The 20,934-nt window shown below is 32.8% G+C and carries 13 protein-coding genes and 9 pseudogenes; 15 read left to right on the forward strand and 7 right to left on the reverse strand.

All coding sequences use genetic code 11. From position 1 onward, the window contains the following. Nucleotides 1-11: 11 nt before the first annotated feature. Nucleotides 12-464, reverse strand: coding sequence for a type I restriction enzyme HsdR N-terminal domain-containing protein (locus ACZZ95_RS18505; RefSeq protein ID WP_095951263.1), 453 nt, complete (start codon nt 462-464; stop codon nt 12-14). A gap of 103 nt (nt 465-567) precedes the next feature. On the opposite strand from ACZZ95_RS18505, the gene holA reads away from it, so the two are divergent. The 3 genes and pseudogenes from holA (at nt 568) to ettA (ending at nt 3,594) form a co-directional block, all read left to right on the forward strand. Beyond that, entirely contained in the window at nt 568-1,572 is a 1,005-nt protein-coding gene (gene holA / locus ACZZ95_RS18510; RefSeq protein ID WP_463470167.1) for a DNA polymerase III subunit delta, read from the forward strand. Between the two features lie 64 nt (nt 1,573-1,636). Next, nucleotides 1,637-1,819 carry a CAL67264 family membrane protein gene (locus ACZZ95_RS18515; protein WP_463470168.1) on the forward strand — a complete coding sequence of 61 codons (183 nt, stop codon included), beginning with the start codon at nt 1,637-1,639 and terminating at the stop codon, nt 1,817-1,819. A gap of 80 nt (nt 1,820-1,899) precedes the next feature. Continuing rightward, a pseudogene (gene ettA, locus ACZZ95_RS18520) lies at nt 1,900-3,594 on the forward strand (energy-dependent translational throttle protein EttA). A 208-nt stretch (nt 3,595-3,802) separates the two neighbouring features. Here the strand turns inward: ettA and ACZZ95_RS18525 are convergent. Next, the gene (locus ACZZ95_RS18525; protein WP_463470169.1) at nt 3,803-4,216 is read right to left on the reverse strand and encodes a thiol-disulfide oxidoreductase DCC family protein; all 414 of its coding nucleotides are present in this window, start codon (nt 4,214-4,216) and stop codon (nt 3,803-3,805) included. Nucleotides 4,217-4,499: 283 nt separating this feature from the next. Beyond that, nucleotides 4,500-6,666: pseudogene (locus ACZZ95_RS18530) on the reverse strand (endonuclease MutS2). A 131-nt stretch (nt 6,667-6,797) separates the two neighbouring features. Here ACZZ95_RS18530 and ACZZ95_RS18535 point away from each other — a divergent pair. After that, a pseudogene (locus ACZZ95_RS18535) lies at nt 6,798-7,464 on the forward strand (uracil-DNA glycosylase). A gap of 220 nt (nt 7,465-7,684) precedes the next feature. On the opposite strand, the gene ACZZ95_RS18540 reads toward ACZZ95_RS18535, so the two are convergent. The 4 genes and pseudogenes from ACZZ95_RS18540 to porX form a co-directional block, all read right to left on the reverse strand. Further along, nucleotides 7,685-8,059 (reverse strand): DUF4258 domain-containing protein, encoded by a 375-nt coding sequence (locus tag ACZZ95_RS18540; protein ID WP_095951257.1) that lies wholly within the window; start codon nt 8,057-8,059, stop codon nt 7,685-7,687. A 36-nt stretch (nt 8,060-8,095) separates the two neighbouring features. Then, entirely contained in the window at nt 8,096-9,295 is a 1,200-nt protein-coding gene (locus ACZZ95_RS18545; protein ID WP_463470170.1) for an alanine dehydrogenase, read from the reverse strand. A 108-nt stretch (nt 9,296-9,403) separates the two neighbouring features. Beyond that, entirely contained in the window at nt 9,404-9,811 is a 408-nt protein-coding gene (gene tsaE, locus ACZZ95_RS18550) for a tRNA (adenosine(37)-N6)-threonylcarbamoyltransferase complex ATPase subunit type 1 TsaE (RefSeq protein WP_463470171.1), read from the reverse strand. 91 nt (nt 9,812-9,902) lie between these two features. After that, nucleotides 9,903-11,457, reverse strand: a pseudogene (gene porX / locus ACZZ95_RS18555) (T9SS response regulator signal transducer PorX). 224 nt (nt 11,458-11,681) lie between these two features. Here porX and ACZZ95_RS18560 point away from each other — a divergent pair. The 11 genes and pseudogenes from ACZZ95_RS18560 to fabG all read left to right on the forward strand — a co-directional run bounded on the left by ACZZ95_RS18560 (nt 11,682) and on the right by fabG (nt 20,892). After that, a pseudogene (locus tag ACZZ95_RS18560) lies at nt 11,682-12,912 on the forward strand (HD domain-containing protein). A gap of 39 nt (nt 12,913-12,951) precedes the next feature. Beyond that, a pseudogene (gene lpxD / locus ACZZ95_RS18565) lies at nt 12,952-13,996 on the forward strand (UDP-3-O-(3-hydroxymyristoyl)glucosamine N-acyltransferase). Continuing rightward, nucleotides 13,989-15,378: pseudogene (locus tag ACZZ95_RS18570) on the forward strand (bifunctional UDP-3-O-[3-hydroxymyristoyl] N-acetylglucosamine deacetylase/3-hydroxyacyl-ACP dehydratase). Before lpxD ends, ACZZ95_RS18570 begins: the two co-directional pseudogenes overlap by 8 nt. Before the next feature lie 74 nt (nt 15,379-15,452). Continuing rightward, nucleotides 15,453-16,238 (forward strand): acyl-ACP--UDP-N-acetylglucosamine O-acyltransferase, encoded by a 786-nt coding sequence (lpxA, locus tag ACZZ95_RS18575; protein WP_463470172.1) that lies wholly within the window; start codon nt 15,453-15,455, stop codon nt 16,236-16,238. Between the two features lie 137 nt (nt 16,239-16,375). After that, nucleotides 16,376-16,942, forward strand: a complete 567-nt coding sequence (gene efp, locus ACZZ95_RS18580; protein WP_029270178.1) for an elongation factor P — start codon at nt 16,376-16,378, stop codon at nt 16,940-16,942. A gap of 121 nt (nt 16,943-17,063) precedes the next feature. Then, nucleotides 17,064-17,993 carry a UDP-3-O-(3-hydroxymyristoyl)glucosamine N-acyltransferase gene (locus ACZZ95_RS18585; RefSeq protein ID WP_095951250.1) on the forward strand — a complete coding sequence of 310 codons (930 nt, stop codon included), beginning with the start codon at nt 17,064-17,066 and terminating at the stop codon, nt 17,991-17,993. A gap of 1 nt (nt 17,994) precedes the next feature. After that, nucleotides 17,995-18,357: a nuclear transport factor 2 family protein gene (locus ACZZ95_RS18590; protein ID WP_463470173.1), complete on the forward strand. Its 363-nt coding sequence runs from the start codon at nt 17,995-17,997 to the stop codon at nt 18,355-18,357. A gap of 86 nt (nt 18,358-18,443) precedes the next feature. Then, nucleotides 18,444-19,317: pseudogene (sucD, locus tag ACZZ95_RS18595) on the forward strand (succinate--CoA ligase subunit alpha). Between the two features lie 180 nt (nt 19,318-19,497). Next, on the forward strand, nt 19,498-19,677 hold the full coding sequence (locus tag ACZZ95_RS18600; RefSeq protein WP_463470174.1) for a hypothetical protein: 180 nt from the start codon (nt 19,498-19,500) through the stop codon (nt 19,675-19,677). Next, nucleotides 19,646-19,927, forward strand: coding sequence for a hypothetical protein (locus ACZZ95_RS18605; protein WP_463470175.1), 282 nt, complete (start codon nt 19,646-19,648; stop codon nt 19,925-19,927). Before ACZZ95_RS18600 ends, ACZZ95_RS18605 begins: the two co-directional genes overlap by 32 nt. A gap of 216 nt (nt 19,928-20,143) precedes the next feature. Next, a pseudogene (gene fabG, locus ACZZ95_RS18610) lies at nt 20,144-20,892 on the forward strand (3-oxoacyl-[acyl-carrier-protein] reductase). Nucleotides 20,893-20,934: the final 42 nt, after the last annotated feature.

A 20,934-nucleotide genomic window follows, 5' to 3' on the forward strand; every position in this document is an offset into this window, starting at 1 on the left:
ATTATTTATTTTTAATGGTTTTCTTTATAGTCAGGCAGGTTTCTTAAAAACTCATATTTTTCGTTTTCAAAATCCATTTGACAATAAAAATGGTTTAGTCCGTTTGTGACATTCAAAAACCGTGCCTGCATTGTCATATTATAACGGGCAATTTGATCAAAAGTTGCCTGAGATATTTTAACTTCTGGCGCTTTACACTCTACTAATATATGTATAGTGCCGTCTGAATTGAATACTACAACATCGTAACGTTTTCGTAATCCGTTGACGGTTAAAACTTTCTCTACGTTTATAAGTGACTTTGGGTATTTTTTTTCATGCATTAAATAATGAACAACGTGCTGGCGAACCCATTCTTCAGGCGTAAGAATTATAAATTTTTTCCTGATTTCATCAAAAATAGACACTTTATTTTCGCTATTTTTGAATCGGAAAGTATAAGCAGGGAAATTAAGTTTTAACATAAAGCAAAAATATAAAATAGTTTCAGGTTTCTCCCGAAGTCTCGGGATAAAGTTTCAAGTTATTGAAATTCGAACCTAAAACCTGAAATTGAAACAAAAGTAGATGGACGAAGTAGTAAAAATTGTTAACGATATAAAAGCCGGAAATATTAAACCAATTTATTTTTTAATGGGTGAAGAACCTTATTATATAGATAAGTTATCCGAATATATTGAGCAGAATGTTTTAGCTGAAGAAGAAAAAGGATTTAATCAGACAGTTTTGTACGGAAGAGATGTTTCTATTGATGATATTGTTTCAACGGCCAAGCGCTATCCTATGATGGCTGATCGTCAGGTTGTTATTGTTAAAGAAGCTCAAGATTTATCTCGTACAATTGATAAGATAGAATCGTATGTAGACAATCCGATGGAAACTACGGTTTTGGTTTTTTGTTACAAATACAAAACACTAGATAAACGTAAAAAAGTTACTAAACTATTAGCGCAGAAAGGTGTTGTTTACGAAAGTAAAAAGTTATATGAAAATCAAGTAGGAGACTGGATAAAACGTGTTTTAGCAGGAAAAAAATATACAATTGATCCCAAAGCGAATGCTATGCTGGTGGAATTTTTAGGAACAGATTTAAGTAAAATTAATAATGAACTTGAAAAACTACAGATTATTTTACCAAAAGGGACTATGATTATGCCTGAGCATATAGAGGAAAATATTGGTTTTAGTAAAGATTATAATGTTTTTGAACTTCGAAAAGCAATAGGCGAACGCAATCAGCTAAAAGCCTATAAGATTGCTGAAAATTTTGCTCATAACCCGAAAGAATATCCATTGGTGATGACAACAGGACTAGTGTTTGGATTTTTTATACAACTTTTAAAATATCATGGTTTAAAAGATAAAAATCCAAAGAATGTTGTGACGGCAATTGGTGTAAATCCGTATTTCTTGAAAGAATATGATTTGGCCGTAAAAAATTATCCAATGAGAAAGGTTAGTCAGATTGTTGGAGCTTTGCGTGACATTGATGTTAAAAGTAAAGGTGTAGGAGCCAATGCTTTACCACAATCAGATTTGTTAAAAGAAATGCTGTATAAAATATTTAATTAAGCCGTTAAAATTCACGATATTTGCCTTTCTAAAAATTTTATTACTTAAAAATAATTACACAATTATGGGAATGAATAAAAATACCGTTTTAGGATGGGCTACTTTTATAATGGTACTTATGGGATTGTTACTTATAGGTCTTGGTATTTTTAGATACAGTGATGTTTCAGGCTGGGGATTTGTTGCTGTTGGAGTTGGTTTTTTTGCCAATGCTTGGGTTTTCAATGCTTTGAAAGGAAGGGTTTAGAAAAATCAACTACAATTACAATAGCAAATTTCAATAATAATTAAGAATAATAATTAAGAATAATAAATAAAAATATAAAAATGTCAGACGATAAGAAAGTAATTTTCTCAATGCAGAAATTGAGTAAAACCTATCAAGGAGCAGACAAACCTGTTCTTAAAAATATTTACTTGAGTTTCTTTTACGGAGCAAAAATTGGTATTTTGGGACTTAATGGTTCTGGAAAATCTTCACTTTTAAAGATTATTGCTGGAGTAGATAAGAACTATCAAGGGGATGTTGTTTTCCAGCCAGGTTACACTGTTGGATATTTAGAGCAAGAGCCAATTCTTGATGATTCTAAAACGGTTATCGAAATTGTTCGAGAAGGAGCAACTGAGACTATGGCAGTTTTAGAAGAATACAATCAGATTAATGATTTATTTGGTCTTGAAGAAAATTACTCAGATCCAGATAAAATGGATAAGTTGATGGATCGCCAGGCGACATTACAAGATAAAATTGATGCTCTTGGTGCTTGGGAAATCGATACAAAATTAGAAATTGCAATGGATGCTTTGCGTACTCCAGAAGGAGATACGCCTATTAAAAACCTTTCAGGAGGTGAGCGTCGTCGTGTAGCTTTATGTCGTTTGTTATTGCAAGCAACCAGATGTATTGTTACTTGATGAGCCTACTAACCACCTTGATGCTGAGTCAGTTCTTTGGTTAGAGCGAAGCACTTAGCGCAATATGCAGGAACTGTAATTGCTGTAACGCACGACCGTTATTTCTTAGATAACGTTGCCGGTTGGATTTTGGAGTTAGATAGAGGTGAAGGTATTCCGTGGAAAGGGAACTATTCTTCATGGTTAGATCAAAAGTCAAGCCGTATGGCTCAAGAAGAAAAAGTAGCTTCTAAACGTAGAAAAACTTTAGAGCGTGAGTTGGAATGGGTTCGCCAAGGTGCAAAAGGTCGTCAGACAAAACAAAAAGCGCGTTTACAGAACTACGACAAATTGTTGAATGAAGATCAAAAACAATTAGATGAAAATCTAGAAATCTATATCCCGAACGGACCTCGTTTAGGAACAAATGTTATTGAAGCTAAAAATGTTGCCAAAGCTTTTGGAGAGAAATTATTATATGATAATTTAAATTTTACTTTGCCACAAGCTGGTATTGTTGGAATTATTGGACCAAATGGTGCTGGTAAATCTACTATTTTCAAAATGATTATGGGAGAACAAGCTACTGACAGCGGAGAATTTTCAGTTGGTGAAACAGTGAAAATTGCTTACGTAGATCAGTCGCACTCTAATATTGATCCAAATAAATCTATCTGGGAAAATTTTGCAGATGGCCAAGAATTGGTTATGATGGGAGGAAAGCAAGTGAACTCAAGAGCTTATTTATCTCGTTTCAACTTTGGAGGCGGTGAGCAAAACAAAAAAGTTTCTATGTTATCTGGTGGAGAGCGTAACCGTTTACACTTAGCAATGACATTAAAAGAAGAAGGTAACGTACTTTTACTGGATGAGCCTACGAATGATCTTGATGTGAACACACTTCGTGCATTGGAAGAAGGTTTGGAAAATTTTGCAGGTTGTGCTGTAATTATTTCTCACGACAGATGGTTCTTAGATAGAATTTGTACACACATCTTAGCTTTCGAAGGAGATTCTGAAGTATATTTCTTCGAAGGAAGTTTCTCTGATTATGAAGAAAATAAAAAGAAACGTCTTGGTGGTGATTTAACTCCGAAACGTTTGAAATACAGAAAGTTAATTAGATAACTTTTAGTTAATTTTCAATTTTTAAAATCCCAAATTCCAAATTATTGGAGTTTGGGATTTTTTATTTTTTTGTCATTCTTGAGGAACGAAGAATCATAATAGAAAGTCCATAGAGAAATTCTTTAAGCTTTGTCGAGTTTCTCGTGGAGATTTCTCCTTCGTCGAAATGACAATAATGCGGGAATATGAGTTTTGTTGTTGGAATTTTTTAAAGAAACTTACTTTTCAACTCTGGTGTCGGAATCATACAGCTTTCTTTTTTTCCATACCAGTTGTACCTGTTTTTGGCAATATAATCGTAAATAAAGTCACTGATAAAAATTGGCACAATTCTAAAAATTGGAATTAATTTCCAAAAGCCTCCAAAGTTTTTTGCTATTTCAATGGTCGCCGAAGATTTATAAAAATAAGCTGTGCCAGGATCGTACAAAATTATACTGTCCATTTTTGAAAAGCTAATTCCTAAATGTTTACAAATCGAAATTCCTAATTCTGACTGCAATGCCACAAATCTGAATATATCTTTTTTGTCTTTTTTGATAATAAATTGTACGGCAGAGTTGCAGAGATTACAAACTCCGTCGAATAGAATTATTTTTTTATTTGTTGGAAGGTTTTCCATTATGGAATGTAAAGTTTTGTACTATACTCTCAAACGTAGAAAATTAACGATATTGTGTTTTTCTTGTTTTTTACAGTACTATTTGATAATTCTATTGAATTGTCTTTTTTAATAAATTTAATAGATTAAAATTGGCTTTAATAAAATATTTATAATTGATTTTTAAAAAATATCGACCTCTTTTGTTGTAATATTTAAAAACGCTTCTTAAATGGCTTTATTTCAATTTTATTCAAAAATTAACACTTTTAAGATCTGAAAAACGTGACTGTGACTGAAAACTTTATTTTTTCGCCGCTTCAACCAATTCCAATTCATCCAAACTTACTTTAGATGTAAAAATGCCATAATTTACAGTTGCCTTATTTTTTTCGATCGAATCAATACTTCCAACAGATCTTCCGTCGAGCATTCTTACTCGGTCACCAATTTTCAAAATTGGTCTTGGTTTTTCTATTACCGGTTTAAGTTTCTTCTCTTTTTTCTCTTTTCGTATTTCTTCAACCTTTACAGAAACTTCAGCAATAATTTCTTTTTGCTTTTCAACTTTTGCTTTAACTTCTTTCGGAGTTGCTTTTTTTCGTTTTGAATTTTCGATTTCAACAATTTTCAATAATTCGCCAATAAGTTCCTTTTTGTTTTTATTATTGAAATATTTTTCAGCGATATCATCAACTTTTTGTCCTATATATATAATCTTCTGATTGCTGTCGTACAATTCTTGATAGCTTTCTAATTTTTGCTGGATTCTCGTATTGATGTTTTCCATCTTTTTACTTTCTTCACGAGCACGAGTTTCTTCTTCTTTTAAATTCAAAGAAGTTTTTTCAAGTTTTGATCTTTCTTTCTGAAGTGTTGCAATAGTTTTATCGAAACGAACTTTTCCAACTTCAATTTTCTTTTTTGCACGATTGATCAATCCAAACGGAATTCCATTTTTCTGAGCAACCTCAAATGTAAATGAACTTCCAGCCTGACCCAAAGCTAATTTGTACATGGGTTCTAATGATTTTTCGTCAAACATCATATTCGCATTTGTTGCGTATGGCAATTCGTTAGCCAAAATTTTTAAATTGGAATAATGCGTTGTAATAATTCCGAATGCTTCACGATGGTAAAATTCTTCCAAGAAAATTTCTGCTAAAGCGCCACCCAATTCAGGATCAGAACCAGTACCAAATTCGTCAATTAAAAACATGGTTTTCTTGTTGCATTTCTTTAAGAAATAATTCATGTTTTTTAGTCTATAACTATACGTGCTTAAGTGGTTTTCAATAGATTGATTATCACCAATATCTGTTAAGATTCTATCGAACAAGAAAGTTTCACTCCTTTCGTGAACCGGAATTAAAATTCCAGATTGCAAGCATCAATTGTAATAAACCAACCGTTTTTAAGGAAATGGTTTTTCCTCCGGCATTTGGCCCAGAAATTACAATAATTCTATTTTCTTGTTTTAGTTCAATTGTCTGCGGATGTGTAATTTCTTTTTTTTGTTTGTTATTCAAATACAAAATAGGATGATACGCTTCTCTAAAAAATAATCTTCTGTCTTCTGTAATTGTTGGTAAAATTCCGTTAATGCGATTAGCATATTTTGCTTTCCCGGCAACAACATCAATATCACTCAAAAAGTCTTGATATTCAATTAGTAAAGGAAGATATGGACGAATTACATTCGATAAATTCTTTAGAATTCTAGTAATTTCTTCTTTCTCCTCATATTCAAGATTGGCTAACTCACGAGAATATTTTAAAGTAGCTTCAGGTTCGATATATGCAATACTTCCAGTTTTAGAACTTCCTAAAATTGAGCCTTTTACCTTACGACGATACATGGCAAGAACTGCTAAAACACGACGGTTTTGAACAAAACTTTCTTTAATGTCATCCAGATATCCTAAGCCATTATACTGAGTTAAGGCAACACCAAAACTTTGGTTTACTTTTCCGCGGATCAAGTTCATATTTTGGCGAATACTTAATAAAGCGGGTGAAGCGTTATCTTTTATTTCGCCATATTTATCGACGATTGCGTCAATAGCCGAAATTATATCTTTGGTCAATTCGACACGCGAAGCTCTTGCATTAAGATTTGGATAATAATCATCGAATTTTTTTAAGAAACTCAATAATACATTTGCGGTTGCAGAAAGATTAGCAATTTTTCTAAAACTTCCTACTTCCAGGAAACTATCTTCAATTGCTAAAAACTTAATTTCGTGCGTGATGGCGTCAAATCCGTGATTCGGAATGGCGTTATTATTTTGAAAAGAAGAAACATATTCTGATGTCTGCATTAAAGACTGCATCAATTCTTCTTTATCTCTAAATGGTTTTATCTGTAAAGCCTTTTCTTTTCCAATGTCGGTGTTGCATCCATCTGAAATGGTTTCTAGAACTGTTGGAAATTGTAAGTCTTGTAATGTTTTATCGGTAATACTGATCATTTAATTTCTTTATGAAAGTAACAGCAAAAGTACGAAAACATTATGATTGAAATCTACTAGTTGACAGCTAAATTTATGATCTTGTAAATATGATTTTAAGTAATAATTTCTGAAATTAGCATAAAAAAATTATGGACGTAAAAATGCATTCTTCTTGGAAACCAGTTTTGAATGAAGAATTCGAAAAACCATATTTCAATACATTAATTGATTTTGTAAAATCTGAATATGCTTGCTAAAGTTTGTTATCCTAAAGGGAATCAGATTTTTTCAGCTTTTGATCACTGTCATTTTGATGAAGTAAAAGTGGTGATCATAGGTCAAGATCCTTATCACGGACCTAATCAGGCCAATGGTTTGTGTTTTTCTGTAAACGATGGAATCCCGTTTCCACCATCACTTCAAAATATATTCAAAGAAATTCAAACGGATTTTAATATACCGTTGCCGAATACTGGAAATTTAGAACGCTGGGCAGATCAAGGTGTTTTTTTATTAAATGCTACTTTGACAGTTCGACAATCGGAAGCAGGAAGTCACCAAGGAAAAGGCTGGGAAAAATTCACGGATGCTGTTATCAAACAAATTTCTGCTGAAAGAGAAAATGTTGTCTTTTTACTTTGGGGTGGTTTCGCTCAAAAGAAAGCGACTTTGATTGATGCCTCAAAACATCACATTTTAAAATCGGGACATCCTTCGCCATTAAGCGCTAATAGAGGATTTTGGTTTGGAAATAAACATTTTAGCCAGACAAATGAATTCTTAAAATCAAAAGGATTGAAGGAAATTGAATGGTAATTTGTTAAAAGAGACAAAGTTTCAAAGTGACAAAGGTGCAAAGGGAAAACTTTGAATTTTTGTGGCTTTTAGGAATATTTTAGTGAAATAGGATTAAATTTAATCTTGTTGCTATTTATAGGAACGAGAAATCACACTAGAATTCCCGCAAAGTAAAATTCATTCTTTGTAGAGCTTCTAGTGTGATTTCTCCTTTTAGTCGAAATGACAAATCTTGCTGTTATTTTTTGATGATTTCTTCTAAAACAGCTTTATTTTCATAATTCACCACTTTTAGAATAATTTCTTGATTTTTTACGGTTTTACCTTCTATGATATAAAGTTTTCCTTTATTCATTGGTACATTACTTTGATCAAAGTCAACATCTCCGTAAGTCAAAGTATTTTTGATATCGGCTGTATCAACCCATTTTTCGTTTAAAGTCTGAATTGCTTTTTCTGAATATTGAAAAGGTTTTGTTCGAAGATTATTTAGAACTCGGGCATTTGGGAAATAATTACAACGGGTATCTTTTCCACTAAAAACAAGAGCTACAAAAAAACAGCCCATAATAAGGCCAATTAGGTAATATGCAAAACGGTGTACGAACTTCATGAAATAAAATTTTTGCAAAGGTACATTAAAGTTCCTTTAGAATACAAGTAAATTAATATCGTTATCTGGTAAATCAAACCATTCGCCAATGGCTTTGTTTGTTAGGATTCCGTGATAAAGATAAATACCGTTTTTAAGACCTTTATTGCATCGAATTGCACTTTCTAAACCACCATCTTCGGCTATCTGATGCAGATAAGGTGTTAAGATGTTACTAATTGATAATGAAGCAGTTTTAGAATATCTTGAAGGTATATTTGGCACACAATAGTGTAAAACATTGCTTTTTATAAATGTCGGTTTTTCGTGAGTTGTAACTTCTGAAGTTTCAAAACAACCACCTGTATCAATGCTTACATCAACAATAACGGCACCTTTTTTCATGTGCTCTACCATAGTTTCTGTAACAACAATCGGGCGACGTTCTTTTCCGCGCATGGCGCCAATAGCCACATCACAACGTCTTAAAGCTTTTAATAAGGCTTTTTGCTGAATGGTTGAAGTGAAAATTCTTTGGCTTAAATTATTTTGTAAACGACGTAATTTTGTGATTGAATTATCAAAAACTTTGACATTTGCGCCCAAACCAATTGCGGTTTTTGCAACAAATTCTCCAACTGTTCCAGCGCCTAAAATAACAACTTCAGTAGGAGGGACGCCGGTAATATTGCCGAATAAAAGTCCTTTTCCAAATTCATTTGTAATCATTAGTTCAGCCGCGATAAGGATAGAAGCTGTTCCAGCGATTTCGCTCAATGATTTTACAGCTGGATAAGAACCGTCTTCGTCTTTAATATATTCAAAAGCTAATGCTGTGATTTTCTTTTGCGCTAAAGCTTCAAAGTAAGCTTTCTTTTTAGTTTTGAGCTGAATAGCTGAAATAATAACCGTCTCAGGATTAATCATTTCAATTTCGGCTAAAGTCGGCGGTTCTACTTTTAATAGAAACGGACAGCCAAAAACTCTTTTTGTGTCTTTTGTAATTTCTGCACCCGCATCAGAATATTCTTTGTCGGTATAGCTAGAACTTTCTCCAGCTCCAGACTCAATCATAACACGATGACCTGCATAAGTCAGAGAGTTTACAGCATCGGGAGTTAGACAGATCCGACGTTCCTGATAGCTTGTCTCTTTAGGGATTCCAATAAAAAGTTCTCTTTTAAAACGACCAACCTCAAGTTTTTCTTCTTGCGGTATTAATTGTTGTTTTGTAAATGGAGTTAACGTGATTGACATGGGTGGCACAAAAAATTAAGAGTACAAATTACGTAAAAAGATTTAAATTTAATGCAAAAATTCTGCTAATACTATAAGATGAGAATGTTAAGAAATCTTTACAAGGTTTTAAACTAAATTTAAATTTCTTTGACCGTCTTCTAGCAATTCAATTGTAATCGTCGAAGTTTCTTCGGGAAGCAGATTTTTAATTTTCTCAGACCATTCGATAAAACACCAATTTCCAGAATATAAATAATCGTCAACACCCATATCGAGTGCTTCGGTTTCTTTATTTAATCTGTAAAAATCAAAATGATAAACGATCTGATTGTCAGTAGTATAATATTCGTTAACCAAAGAAAAAGTTGGACTGCTTGTTGCATCCTGAACTCCTAAACTTTTACATAACTGCTTAATTAAAGTAGTTTTTCCCACGCCCATTTCTCCATTAAAAAGAATGATTTTTTTAGGTTTTGAATCTAAAATCTGCTGGGCAGTTTGTTGAATTTGATCTAAAGAAAAAACGATGTTCATTATTATTTTTATTTTATTTAAGTCTCAGTCGCAGTTTACAATCTCAGTTAAACACTGAAAACGGATACTGCGACTGAGACTGAAAACTTTTTTATTTAGGGTTAAAAACCAAGAACGGAATAATCATTTCTTCTAATGAAATTCCGCCGTGCTGATACGTGTTTTTGTAATAACTCACATAATGATTGTAGTTGTTTACATAAGCCAGAAAAAAATCATTTTTGGCAAAAATAAACGAACTACTCATGTTTATTGCAGGTAAACCAATTGTTTTTGGCTCTTTTACGACATAAACATCTTTTTGTTCATACGTTAAACTACGTCCAGTTTTGTAACGCAAATTTAGACTTGTATTTTTATCTCCCACAACTTTCGACGGATTTTTTACATTAATTGTTCCGTGATCTGTTGTTAGGATTAATTTGAATCCTAAAACTTGCGCCTGCTGAATTATTTCTAATAAAGGTGAATTTTTAAACCAGCTTAAGGTTAAAGAACGATATGCCTTGTCGTCAGAAGCTAATTCCTTTACGACTTCCATTTCGGTTTTGGCATGCGAAAGCATATCTACAAAATTGTAAACCACAGTTACTAAGTCGTTTCCTTTTAAAGCTTTGAAGTTTTCTGCAAGCTTTTTACCAGCAAGCATAATTGGTGATTTTAAAATAATCTTCTTTAAGATTCAATCCTAAACGTTTTAATTGAGCTGATAAAAACTCTGCTTCATAGAGATTTTTTCCGCCGTCTTCCACATCATTTTTCCAATATTCAGGGAATTTTTTTTCCATTTCTAAAGGCATCAAACCTGAGAAAATAGCATTTCTAGCATACTGAGTCGCAGTTGGAAGAATAGAATAATAAGGAACTTCTTTTTCCAGTTTGTAATAATTCGAAATTACTGTTTCAAAAGATTTCCATTGGTCGTAACGAAGATTATCAATTACAACAAATAAAACAGGTTTGTCTTTCTTTTTTAATTCTGGAACAACTAATTCCTTAAATAAAGTATGAGATTGAATTGGTTTATCTGCTTTTGGTTCGAACCAATCTTCGTAGTTTCTCTCGATATATTTTCCGAATTGCGAGTTTGCTTCTACTTTTTGAGATTCCAGAATTTCGATCATCGCCTGATCATTAATATTTTCAAGCTCTAACTCCCAAAAAAGTAATTTTTTATACAATTCAACCCAGTCTTCATAAGAATTAACCATTGCTAATTCCATTGCGATTTTTCGGAATTCCTTCTGATAATCCAAAGTTGTTTTTTCAGAAATCAGTCGAGAATGATCTAAATTTTTCTTCAAACTCAATAAAATCTGATTTGGATTTACTGGTTTAATCAAATAATCAGCGATTTTAGAACCAATGGCTTCTTCCATTATATATTCCTCTTCACTTTTGGTAATCATAATCATAGGAATAGCTGATTTTTTCTCTTTCATTTCAGAAAGTGTTTCCAGTCCGCTCATTCCGGGCATGTTTTCATCCAAAAAAACAATATCGAAATTATCTTCTTCAAATAATGTAATAGCGTCAAGTCCGTTATTGCACGTTGTAACTTCGTAATTCTTTTTTTCTAGAAATAATATATGGGGCTTTAAAAGATCGATTTCATCATCGACCCAAAGTATTTTTATCTTATCCATAAACAAATTTTATTTTTAATGCAATTTAAAGTTATAGAACTTAAAAAGTATTAAAAATAGTATAAAGTTCTGAAAGTTCAACTATGATTTTATGGTGATTTTTTACATTTTTAAATCTAGTATATTGACAGTCATTATAATCATGCTATTGATTTTTAAATAAAAAACTCCAAACTCTTTATTCTTATTTACTTATATTTGTTGACCAAAAAAATAACCCGATAGTGACTCAGATCAACAAATTAAAAATATTCAACGATCCTATATATGGCTTTATCACGATTCCGAACGAGCTGATTTACGATTTAATCCAACATCCATACTTTCAGCGTCTTCGCCGTATCTCTCAAATGGGATTGTCGTATTTGGTCTATCCAGGCGCGAATCACACACGTTTTCATCATGCATTAGGTTGTATGCATTTAATGCAGAAAGCAATTGATACGCTTCGTTTTAAAGATGTTGTGATTTCTCCAGAAGAAGAAAATGCTTTATTAATAGCCATTTTACTTCATGACATTGGACATGGGCCATTTTCTCACGCAATGGAAAGAAGTATTGTGGAAGATGTTCATCATGAAGCCATATCATTATTATTTATGAATCAGCTGAATGAAGAGTTTGGAGGTCGATTGAGTTTGGCAATTCAGGTTTTTAAAGGAGAATATCACAGAAAATTCATGCCGCAATTGATTTCAAGTCAGTTGGATATGGATCGAATGGATTATCTGAAACGTGACAGTTTTTATACTGGAGTTGCAGAAGGAAATGTGAATTCTGAACGATTGATTCAGATGATGAATGTTGAAAATGATGTTTTGGTTATTGAAGAGAAAGGAATTTATTCTGTAGAAAAATTTCTGCTTTCACGTCGATTAATGTATTGGCAGGCTTACTTGCATAAAACAAGTTTGGTTGCCGAATTAATTTTAATGAAAACATTAAAGAGAGCTAAAGAATTGACTTTGAAGGGAATTAACTTACCTTGCAGTGAACCGCTTTCGTATTTTATGCATAATAAGGTCACTTTGGATGATTTTGATGCTCGCAAAACTTGATTTGTTTTCGCAACTTGATGATTTTGATATTATTAGTGCTTTGAAAGCTTGGCAGAAACAAGACGATTTTGTTTTAAGTACATTGAGCAAAATGATCATTAACAGAGATTTATTGAAAATAAAGTTAAGTGCAGAGAAAATTTCAATGGAGGAATCCCAATCGTTGAAAGAACAGTTTGCCAACTTGCACCATATTACACAATTAGAAGCCGGTTATTTTATTTTTAGAGGAAAAATTAAAAACCAAGCCTATAGTAAAGAAGCAGAACCCATTCGAATTTTGAAAAAAGATAAAACAATTGAGGATGTTGTTGAAGCTTCTGATCAGCTGAATTTGAAATCGTTATCTAAATTGGTAACAAAATATTATATCTGTTTCCCAAAACAACTTATCTAAAATTAACATTTAAAATCTATTTTTTATATTTTTGTCGCGATGAAATTTACAGCAGAACAAATAGCAGGAATTTTAGAAGGAGAAGTTGTTGGGAATCCCAATGCAGAAGTTTCTAAGCTTTCTAAGATAGAAGAGGGCGAGGAAGGATCGCTTACTTTTTTGGCTAATCCAAAGTATATCAACTATATATATACAACAAAAGCGACAGTTACAATCGTTAACGACAGCTTTGTTCCTGAACAGGAAATTACTACTACTCTAATAAAAGTAGAAGATGCTTACGCGACGTTTTCTAAGCTTTTGCATTTTTATAATCAGGTTAAATTAAACAAAACAGGCATCGAACCGCAGTCTTTTATGTCTGAAGGGACTAAACATGGAGAAAATCTGTATTTAGGAAGTTTCAGTTATGTAGGGCAGAATGTTGTTTTGGGAGATAATGTAAAAATTTATCCAAACAGCTTTATTGGCGATAACGTTGTTATTGGCGATAATGTCTTCATTTTTGCTGGTGCCAAAATTTATTCAGAAACCGTAATTGGTAATAATTGTACCATTCATTCTGGAACTATAATAGGTGCAGATGGTTTTGGTTTTGTACCAAATGAAGAAGGTGTTTATAGTAAAGTACCACAAATTGGAAATGTTATTATTGAAGATAACGTTGATATTGGTGCAAATACTACAATAGACAGAGCTACTCTTGGTTCTACAATAATTAGACAAGGAGTAAAATTAGACAATCAGATTCAAATTGCTCACAATGTAGAAATAGGAAGAAATACTGTAATTGCGGCGACAGAGCGACGTTGCGGGTTCTACTAAAATTGGAGAAGGATGTATGATTGGCGGGCAGGTAGGTATTGCAGGACATTTAATTATAGGTAATAATGTGAGACTTCAGGCACAGTCTGGAGTTGCAAGGAATATTAAAGATGATGAAATTCTGCAAGGAACTCCATCTCTTGGATATACAGATTTTAATAAGTCGTATGTTCACTTTAAAAATCTGCCTAAAATTGTGTCTGAAGTTGAAGAATTAAAAAAACAAATAATAAACCCAAAAAATGGAAATAATGGTTAAACAGAAGACCATCAAGAATGAAATTTCACTAACAGGAGTTGGATTACATACTGGAAAAGAAGTTACAATGACTTTTAAACCTGCTCCCGTTAATAATGGTTTCACTTTTGTAAGAGTAGATTTGCAAGGCCAGCCAGTAATTGAGGCTGATGCTAATTATGTTGTTAATACTCAAAGAGGTACAAATCTTGAAAAATTAGGAGTGAAAATTCAAACACCAGAGCACGTTTTAGTCGCTGTAGTTGGATGCGATTTGGATAATATCATTATTGAATTGAATGCCTCTGAACTTCCTATTATGGATGGTTCATCAAAATATTTTGTTGAAGCAATTGAAAAAGCTGGAATTGAAGAACAAGATGCAAGCCGTAATGTTTATGTTGTAAAAGAGGTTATCTCATTTACAGACGAAGCAACCGGAAGCGAAATTCTTGTTATGCCAAGCGACGAATATCAAGTTACTACAATGGTAGATTTTGGCACAAAAGTTTTAGGTACTCAAAATGCTACGCTTAAAAGTCTTTCAGATTTTAAACAAGAAATCGCTAGTTCAAGAACTTTTAGTTTTTTACATGAATTAGAGTCATTGTTAGAAAACGGACTTATTAAAGGTGGTGATTTAAATAATGCAATTGTTTATGTAGATAAAGAGATTTCTGAGTCTACAATGGAGAACTTAAAGAAAGCATTTGGTAAAGAGGAAATTTCTGTAAAACCAAATGGAGTTTTAGATAACTTGACATTACATTACCCAAATGAGGCGAACAAGACATAAATTACTTGATGTCATTGGAGATTTGTCTCTTATTGGAGTTCGTATTCAAGGGAAAATTATTGCAAATAAACCAGGTCACTTTGTAAACACTCAGTTTGCTAAAAAATTGGCTAAAATTATTAAAATAGAGCAGAGAAATCATGTTCCTACTTATGATTTAAATCAAGAACCCTTGATGGATATTCATAAAATCATGGCAATGCTTCCTCACAGACCACCATTTTTGTTGATTGACAGAATTATTGAAATGTCTGATCGTCATGTTGTTGGTTTGAAAAATGTAACTATGAATGAAAATTTCTTCGTAGGGCATTTCCCTGAAGCACCAGTAATGCCAGGTGTTTTAATTGTTGAAGCAATGGCACAAACAGGAGGTATTTTGGTTTTAAGTACAGTTCCAGATCCGGAAAATTACTTAACTTATTTTATGAAAATTGACAATGTAAAGTTCAAACATAAAGTATTGCCAGGAGACACTTTAATATTTAAATGTGAGTTGATTTCTCCAATCAGAAGAGGAATTTGTCATATGCAGGCAAACGCTTATGCAAATGGTAAATTAGTAACTGAGGCAGAATTAATGGCACAAATAGCAAGAAAACAATAATAAATTATCAAATTTATTGTTTAGGTTTGTTGCCTGAAATTAGAATATTTTAATTAAAAATATAAAACATACAGATGAATCAACCATTAGCATATGTTCATCCTGGCGCGAAAATCGCTAAAAACGTTGTAATAGAGCCATTTACAACAATTCACAATAATGTTGTTATTGGTGATGGTACTTGGATTGGTTCAAATGTGACCATTATGGAAGGCGCTCGAATTGGTAAAAATTGTAATATTTTTCCAGGAGCTGTTATTTCTGCAGTGCCGCAAGATTTAAAATTTGGAGGTGAAGATTCTCTTGCTATTATCGGTGATAATTGTACTATTAGAGAATGTGTAACTATAAATAGAGGAACAATCGCATCTGGTCAAACGGTGATTGGAAACAATTGTTTAGTAATGGCTTATGCGCATATTGCTCACGACTGTGAGATCGGAAACAATGCAATCATTGTTAATGGTGTTGCTTTAGCAGGTCACGTAGTTGTTGGTAATCATGCTGTTATTGGAGGTTTAGTCGCTATTCATCAATTTATTCATATTGGAGATCACGCCATGATTTCTGGTGGATCTTTGGTTAGAAAAGACGTTCCGCCGTTTACAAAAGCGGCAAAAGAGCCATTATCTTATGTTGGGATAAACTCAGTTGGTTTAAGAAGAAGAGGTTTCAGTACTGAAAAAATTAGAGAAATTCAGGAAATCTATAGAATTTTATACCAAAAAAACTACAATACAACACAGGCTTTAAGTATTATTGAAGCCGAAATGGAAGCTACTCCTGAGAGAGATGAAATTTTGGATTTTATCAGAAATTCATCACGAGGAATTATGAAAGGTTATTCAGGGAATTATTAATTTTTAGAGTTTAGATTTCTGATTTTAGATTTCTAACCTAAACATTAAAAAATAAAATTATCAAAAAAATGAAATGATAGATTGATTCTCTATTTAGAATCTAAAATCTACATTCTAAAATCTAAAATAAAAAACAAATGGCATCTACATCAGATATTAGAAACGGATTGTGTATTAAATTCAATCACGATATTTATAAAATCGTTGAATTTCTTCACGTAAAACCTGGAAAAGGTCCTGCTTTCGTAAGAACAAAATTGAGAAGTTTAACTACAGGAAGAGTATTGGATAATACGTTTTCTGCAGGTCACAAAATAGACGATGTGCGTGTAGAAACGCATAATTATCAATTTTTATATGCTGAAGGAGATGAATTTCATTTTATGAATACTGAATCTTTTGAGCAAATTTCTTTAAATAAAAATATTCTGGATGCTCCAGGATTATTGAAAGAAGGAACAAGTGTAATGGTTCAGGTAAATACTGAAACTGATTTGCCTTTATCTGTAGATATGCCATCTTCTGTAATTCTTGAAGTTACATACGCTGAGCCGGGAGTAAAAGGAAATACAGCTACAAATGCTACAAAATCTGCTACGGTAGAAACTGGTGCATCTGTAAACGTTCCGTTGTTCATCAACGAAGGTGATAAAATTAAAATCGATACAGCTTCAGGGAATTACATGGAGCGTGTAAAAGAGTAGTTTCTTAATTAAGATAATTTGACAATGAGTCAATTAGATAATTTGTGAATGGACATAATTTTTGTATATTCATATTCTAATTGACTCATTTTCTAATTGACAAATTTTCTAATTATAATATATGAAATTTCCAAAGAGTCATTCTTTACAAGAAATTGCAAATTTGCTTAACTGCAAATTCATTGGTGATAAAGACTTTCAAGTTTTAGGCATGAACGAGATTCATGTTGTAGAACCTGGTGATATAGTTTTTGTTGACCATCCAAAATATTACGATAAAGCTTTACAATCGGCAGCTACAATTGTTTTGATAAACAAAGAAGTGGAATGTCCAGAAGGTAAGGCACTTTTAATTTCTGATGATCCATTTAGAGATTTTAATATTCTAACCAAACATTTTAAACCTTTCCAGTTTGCGAATGTGGCGATTGCACCATCAGCAGAAATAGGAGAAGGCACTATAATTCAGCCCAATAGTTTTGTGGGTAACCATGTTAAAATTGGAAAAAACTGCTTAATTCATTCTAATGTATCTATTTACGATCATACTATAATTGGTGATAACGTAATTATTCATGCTGGAACTATTTTAGGCGCAGATGCTTTTTATTACAAAAAGCGTCCCGATGGTTTTGATCAATTAGTTTCTGGCGGAAGAGTAGTTATAGAAGATAATGTTGGTATTGGCGCACTTTGTACAATTGACAAAGGGGTTACGGGTGATACTACAATTGGTGCAGGAACAAAATTAGATAATCAAGTGCATGTTGGACATGATACGGTTATTGGAAAAAAATGTTTGATTGCATCACAAACTGGTATTGCCGGCTGTGTGATTATTGAAGATGAAGTGACAATGTGGGGTCAGGTAGGAACAACGAGCGGTATTACAATTGGTACAAAAGCTGTTGTTATGGGACAAACCGGTGTTACAAAATCAGTTGAAGGAGGAAAATCGTATTTTGGTACTCCAATTGAAGAATCTAGAGAAAAATTGAAACAACTTGCCAATATTAAGAAGATTCCTGAAATTTTAAGTAAATTGAAGTAATATGTCTATTAAAGAATTTGTTCAGAAATTTTACAAGTCCGATGCCTTAATTGATAGCGAAATTTTAAAAACATATCTGCATCCTGATGTTGTACTTGAATGGAACAGCAGTAAAGGTTTTATTCAAATGGATTATGATTCGATACTGGAAATGGCCAATGAACTTAGCCGTGCTTATGTGCGTTCTAAAGTAAGGATTAGTCATATTATTAGTGAAGATGACTTAGTATCAGTACGTTATTCTCATTTTGTAAAAACGATAGAAAATCCAAGAGAAGAAATGCTTTTAGCACATTTTTCTACGATTTGGCAGATCAAAGATGATAAACTTTACAGAGGTTATCAAATGAGTCAATTTTCTTAATATTTTTTTGACAATAAAAGAGGCAAAATACATTACAAAACCTTATTTTTGCAACACAAATTTAAAAACTACATAAAATATATATCATGAGTGTTTTAGTTAATAAAGATTCCAAAATAATTGTTCAGGGATTTACAGGAAGCGAAGGAACTTTCCATGCTTCTCAAATGATTGAGTATGGTACTAATGTTGTTGGAGGTGTAACTCCAGGTAAAGGTGGAACCAGCCATTTAGAACGTCCGGTTTTTAATACAGTAAAAGATGCTGTTGATCAAGCTGGAGCTGATACTTCTATCATTTTTGTTCCGCCAGCTTTTGTCGCTGATGCAATTATGGAAGTCTGCTGATGCTGGAATTAAAGTAATTATTGCTATTACAGAAGGAATTCCTGTAGCAGATATGATTAAAGCAAATAATTATGTTAAAGAAAGAAATTCAAGATTAATTGGTCCAAACTGTCCAGGAGTTATTACTCCAGGTGAAGCTAAAGTTGGTATTATGCCAGGTTTCGTTTTCAAAAAAGGAACTGTTGGTATCGTTTCTAAATCTGGAACTTTAACTTACGAAGTCGCTGACCAAGTTGTAAAACAAGGTCTAGGAATCACTACAGCAATTGGTATTGGTGGAGATCCAATTATTGGAACTACTACAAAAGAAGCTGTAGAATTATTAATGAATGATCCAGAAACTGAAGTGATCATTATGATTGGTGAAATTGGAGGTCAATTAGAAGCTGATGTCGCTAGATGGGTAAAAGCTGATGGTAACCGTAAACCAGTTATTGGTTTTATCGCTGGAGAAACTGCTCCTGCTGGTAGAACAATGGGTCACGCAGGTGCTATCGTTGGAGGTTCTGATGATACTGCTGCGACTAAAAAACAAATTATGAGAGACAACGGAATTCACGTTGTTGATTCACCAGCTGAAATTGGTAAAAAAGTAAAAGAAGTAATTGGATAATATCCAATCCCGATCCCGGAACTTCGGGACGTGACAAAAAAAATAAATTCCAAAAAAAGTCTCAATATTTTGTTGAGACTTTTTTACATTTTTAAAATGATTGGAATATAATTTAAAAACTTAGCGACTTAGTCCCGATAGCTATCGGGATAAAACATTAAGAAGCTTAAAAATAGAAAGATGAGTAAAGGATTAGAAAAATTTAAAGTAAGTAATAGTTTTACTTTTACTGTAAATGATAGTTTAGAAGAAGTTTGCAATGCTCCAGAGGGGAGTGCAGGAATTTTTATCGTTTATGCTGTTGCGAGCAGACGAAAAAGAATTAATTATGGTTGGTTCTACTGGAACTGTACAAAATGACGGAACTTTAAAAAGCAAGAATGGCGGACTTTATGATAAAATCGTAAACGGTCACCAATTTGCAAAAACAGGAAGAAAATATTCTTGGCCGGCGCAAATGAAATTAGAAAATATAGAATCTCTTGAAGTAGTTTGGTATGAGACTTTTAACGCAGATGTAAAAGCAATTCCAACAGCTGTTGAAGGAGAAGTTTTGCAGAACTTTTTAGATCAAAGCACTAAATTGCCTAGATGGAATGTAGCATTCTAGTATTTTTTCGATAGAATAAAATTTTAAGTCTTACTAAATTTAGTAGGGCTTTTTTTTATGCAATATTTTAAACTTTATAGTCTTAAGTAATTTATTTGGTATTGTTTTTTGATTTATAAATCAGTAAATTCCATATCAATTTTTATAGCACAAATTTTATTAAACGCCCAAATACTCTATATTTGTATTTCAAAAAATAAAAACGAATACCTTAATATGAAATTACTAGAAGGAAAAGTTGCAATTATTACTGGTGCAAGCCGTGGAATCGGAAAAGGAATTGCTGAAGTTTTTGCTAAACATGGAGCAAACGTTGCTTTTACATACAGCTCATCTGCAAGCATCTGCAGAAGCTTTAGAAGCTGAATTAAACGCTTTAGGAGTAAAAGCAAAAGGTTACCAATCAAATGCTCGCAGATTTTAACGAAGCACAAACTTTTGTTGATGCTGTTTTAGCAGATTTTGGAACTGTAGATATCTTAATCAACAATGCCGGAATCACAAAAGACAACTTGTTAATGCGTATGTCTGAGGCAGATTTTGACCAAGTAATTGATGTAAACTTGAAATCGGTTTTTAATATGACAAAAGCGATTCAGAAAACTTTCTTAAAACAAAGAGCAGGTTCAATTATCAACATTAGTTCTGTTGTTGGAGTTTCTGGAAATGCAGGTCAAACAAATTATGCGGCTTCTAAAGCGGGTGCAATTGGTTTTACTAAATCTGTAGCTTTAGAATTAGGTTCTCGTAATATTCGGCGCAACGCAATCGCTCCAGGTTTTATCGAAACTGAAATGACTGCAAAACTATCTGAAGATGTAGTTAAAGGATGGAGAGAAGGTATTCCGTTGAAACGCGGCGGAACTACAGAAGATGTAGCAAATGCTTGTCTTTTTTTAGCTTCAGACATGAGCGCTTACATTACAGGACAAGTTCTTAATGTTTGCGGAGGAATGCTAACCTAAGCTACTGAGATTCTAAGTTGTAAAGGTTCAAAGGTTTTTTAG

It is taken from the genome of Flavobacterium sp. AC267 (assembly GCF_979258715.1).

What these genes read in the sequence shown, in the direction of transcription:
- ACZZ95_RS18505 (WP_095951263.1), bottom strand. Translation starts at nt 464, where the DNA reads ATGTTAAAACTTAATTTCCCTGCTTATACTTTCCGATTCAAAAATAGC.
- holA (WP_463470167.1), top strand. Translation starts at nt 568, where the DNA reads ATGGACGAAGTAGTAAAAATTGTTAACGATATAAAAGCCGGAAATATT.
- ACZZ95_RS18515 (WP_463470168.1), top strand. Translation starts at nt 1,637, where the DNA reads ATGGGAATGAATAAAAATACCGTTTTAGGATGGGCTACTTTTATAATG.
- ACZZ95_RS18525 (WP_463470169.1), bottom strand. Translation starts at nt 4,216, where the DNA reads ATGGAAAACCTTCCAACAAATAAAAAAATAATTCTATTCGACGGAGTT.
- ACZZ95_RS18540 (WP_095951257.1), bottom strand. Translation starts at nt 8,059, where the DNA reads ATGAAGTTCGTACACCGTTTTGCATATTACCTAATTGGCCTTATTATG.
- ACZZ95_RS18545 (WP_463470170.1), bottom strand. Translation starts at nt 9,295, where the DNA reads ATGTCAATCACGTTAACTCCATTTACAAAACAACAATTAATACCGCAA.
- tsaE (WP_463470171.1), bottom strand. Translation starts at nt 9,811, where the DNA reads ATGAACATCGTTTTTTCTTTAGATCAAATTCAACAAACTGCCCAGCAG.
- lpxA (WP_463470172.1), top strand. Translation starts at nt 15,453, where the DNA reads ATGAATCAACCATTAGCATATGTTCATCCTGGCGCGAAAATCGCTAAA.
- efp (WP_029270178.1), top strand. Translation starts at nt 16,376, where the DNA reads ATGGCATCTACATCAGATATTAGAAACGGATTGTGTATTAAATTCAAT.
- ACZZ95_RS18585 (WP_095951250.1), top strand. Translation starts at nt 17,064, where the DNA reads ATGAAATTTCCAAAGAGTCATTCTTTACAAGAAATTGCAAATTTGCTT.
- ACZZ95_RS18590 (WP_463470173.1), top strand. Translation starts at nt 17,995, where the DNA reads ATGTCTATTAAAGAATTTGTTCAGAAATTTTACAAGTCCGATGCCTTA.
- ACZZ95_RS18600 (WP_463470174.1), top strand. Translation starts at nt 19,498, where the DNA reads ATGAGTAAAGGATTAGAAAAATTTAAAGTAAGTAATAGTTTTACTTTT.
- ACZZ95_RS18605 (WP_463470175.1), top strand. Translation starts at nt 19,646, where the DNA reads ATGGTTGGTTCTACTGGAACTGTACAAAATGACGGAACTTTAAAAAGC.